At 55.1% G+C, this 3,231-nt stretch carries 1 rRNA gene; it reads left to right on the forward strand.

The features are described 5' to 3' along the window. Positions 1-44: 44 nt before the first annotated feature. Positions 45-3,178 (forward strand): 23S ribosomal RNA (locus DBV08_RS27085). Positions 3,179-3,231 lie beyond the last annotated feature (53 nt).

A 3,231-nucleotide genomic window follows, 5' to 3' on the forward strand; every position in this document is an offset into this window, starting at 1 on the left:
TTGTGTGTTGTTTGAGAACTGCACAGTGGACGCGAGCATCTTTGTTGTAAGTAATGAAGAGCGTACGGTGGATGCCTTGGCACCAGGAGCCGATGAAGGACGTAGGAGGCTGCGATAAGCCTCGGGGAGCTGTCAACCGAGCTGTGATCCGAGGATGTCCGAATGGGGAAACCCAGCACGAGTGATGTCGTGTTACCCGCGCCTGAATATATAGGGCGTGTGGAGGGAACGTGGGGAAGTGAAACATCTCAGTACCCACAGGAAGAGAAAACAACCGTGATTCCGTGAGTAGTGGCGAGCGAAAGCGGAAGAGGCTAAACCATGGGTGTGTGATAGCCGGCAGGTGTTGCATTCGTGGGGTTGTGGGGTTCATTTTGTCTGTTCTGCCGAGCAGGCCAACAGTAAGAAATCACAGGGTTAGTGGAAGTGGTCTGGAACGGCCTGTCGTAGAGGGTGAGAATCCCGTACACGAAAACTTTGTGACTGTTGTAATGGAAACCCAAGTAGCACCGGGCCCGTGAAATCTGGTGTGAATCTGTCGGGACCACCCGATAAGCCTGAATACTCCCTGGTGACCGATAGCGGACTAGTACCGTGAGGGAAAGGTGAAAAGTACCCCGGGAGGGGAGTGAAATAGTACCTGAAACCGTGCGCTTACAATCCGTCAGAGCCTTCGAGCAGTTTACTGCTGGGGGTGATGGCGTGCCTTTTGAAGAATGAGCCTGCGAGTTAGTGGCATGTCGCGAGGTTAACCCGTGTGGGGTAGCCGTAGCGAAAGCGAGTCCGAATAGGGCGATCGTAGTGGCATGCTCTAGACCCGAAGCGGAGTGATCTACCCATGGCCAGGTTGAAGCGACGGTAAGACGTCGTGGAGGACCGAACCCACTTAGGTTGAAAACTGAGGGGATGAGTTGTGGGTAGGGGTGAAAGGCCAATCAAACTCCGTGATAGCTGGTTCTCCCCGAAATGCATTTAGGTGCAGCGTCGCGTGTTTCTCACCGGAGGTAGAGCTACTGGATGGTCTAGGGGGCCCACAAGCTTACCGAAATCAGCCAAACTCCGAATGCCGGTGAGTGAGAGCGCGGCAGTGAGACTGCGGGCGATAAGGTTCGTAGTCGAGAGGGAAACAGCCCAGATCGCCAGCTAAGGTCCCTAAGCGTGTACTAAGTGGAAAAGGATGTGGGGTCGCGAAGACAACCAGGAGGTTGGCTTAGAAGCAGCCACCCTTGAAAGAGTGCGTAATAGCTCACTGGTCAAGTGATCCTGCGCCGACAATGTAGCGGGGCTCAAGTACACCACCGAAGCTGCGGCATTCACGCAATAGCCCCCAGTTGATCCAAGGATTTTCTGGCAGGTGTGTGGATGGGTAGGGGAGCGTCGTGTGGCCATGGAAGCGGCAGGGTGACCTAGCCGTGGAGGCCACACGAGTGAGAATGCAGGCATGAGTAGCGAAAGACGAGTGAGAAACTCGTCCGCCGAATGACCAAGGGTTCCTGGGCCAGGTTAATCCGCCCAGGGTGAGTCGGGACCTAAGACGAGGCCGACAGGCGTAGCCGATGGACAACGGGTTGATATTCCCGTACCCGTGTGAACGCGCCCATGGTGAATCAGTGATACTAACCATCCTGAAGCCACGAGAAGACCTTCGGGTCTCGAGTTGGTGGATGCATGGGACCTGATCTGGTAGTAGCCAAGCGATGGGGTGACGCAGGAAGGTAGCTGAGCCAGTCAGTGGTAATACTGGTGTAAGCGTGTAGGGCGTGACCTAGGCAAATCCGGGTCGCATATAAGCCTGAGACGTGATGCGTAGCCGATTGAGGCGAATTCAGTGATCCTATGCTGCCGAGAAAAGCCTCTAGCGAGCTTTCACACGGCCCGTACCCCAAACCGACACAGGTGGTCAGGTAGAGAATACTAAGGCGATCGAGATAACTATGGTTAAGGAACTCGGCAAAATGCCCCCGTAACTTCGGGAGAAGGGGGGCCCTGTCTGGTGACGACATGTACTGTCTGAGCTGGGTGGGGCCGCAGAGACCAGTGAGAAGCGACTGTTTACTAAAAACACAGGTCCGTGCGAAGTCGTAAGACGATGTATACGGACTGACGCCTGCCCGGTGCTGGAAGGTTAAGAGGACCGGTTAGTTCTTCGGAGCGAAGCTGAGAATTTAAGCCCCAGTAAACGGCGGTGGTAACTATAACCATCCTAAGGTAGCGAAATTCCTTGTCGGGTAAGTTCCGACCTGCACGAATGGCGTAACGACTTCTCAGCTGTCTCAACCGTAGACTCGGCGAAATTGCATTACGAGTAAAGATGCTCGTTACGCGCGGCAGGACGAAAAGACCCCGGGACCTTCACTACAGCTTGGTATTGGTGTTCGGTTCGGTTTGTGTAGGATAGGTGGGAGACTGTGAAACGGTGACGCCAGTTATCGTGGAGTCGTTGTTGAAATACCACTCTGATCGAATTGGACCTCTAACCTCGGACCATGATCTGGTTCAGGGACAGTGCCTGGTGGGTAGTTTAACTGGGGCGGTTGCCTCCCAAAATGTAACGGAGGCGCCCAAAGGTTCCCTCAGCCTGGTTGGCAATCAGGTGTCGAGTGCAAGTGCACAAGGGAGCTTGACTGTGAGACTGACAGGTCGAGCAGGGACGAAAGTCGGGACTAGTGATCCGGCACCGGCAAGTGGAAGCGGTGTCGCTCAACGGATAAAAGGTACCCCGGGGATAACAGGCTGATCTTCCCCAAGAGTCCATATCGACGGGATGGTTTGGCACCTCGATGTCGGCTCGTCGCATCCTGGGGCTGGAGTAGGTCCCAAGGGTTGGGCTGTTCGCCCATTAAAGCGGCACGCGAGCTGGGTTTAGAACGTCGTGAGACAGTTCGGTCTCTATCCGCCGCGCGCGTTAGAAACTTGAGGAAGGCTGTCCCTAGTACGAGAGGACCGGGACGGACGAACCTCTGGTGTGCCAGTTGTTCCGCCAGGAGCACCGCTGGTTAGCTACGTTCGGAAGGGATAACCGCTGAAAGCATCTAAGCGGGAAGCCTGTTCCAAGATGAGGTTTCTCACCCCCTCGAGGGGGTAAGGCCCCCGGCAGACCACCGGGTTGATAGGCCAGAACTGGAAGTGCAGTAATGCATGCAGGTGACTGGTACTAATAGGCCGAGGACTTACCACAAAGAAGCTACGCGTCCACTGTGCGGTATCTGAAACAACACACAGATACCTTGA

Origin of the sequence: Rhodococcus sp. KBW08, assembly GCF_003852455.1 — a bacterium.
Lineage (GTDB): Bacteria > Actinomycetota > Actinomycetes > Mycobacteriales > Mycobacteriaceae > Rhodococcus_F > Rhodococcus_F baikonurensis.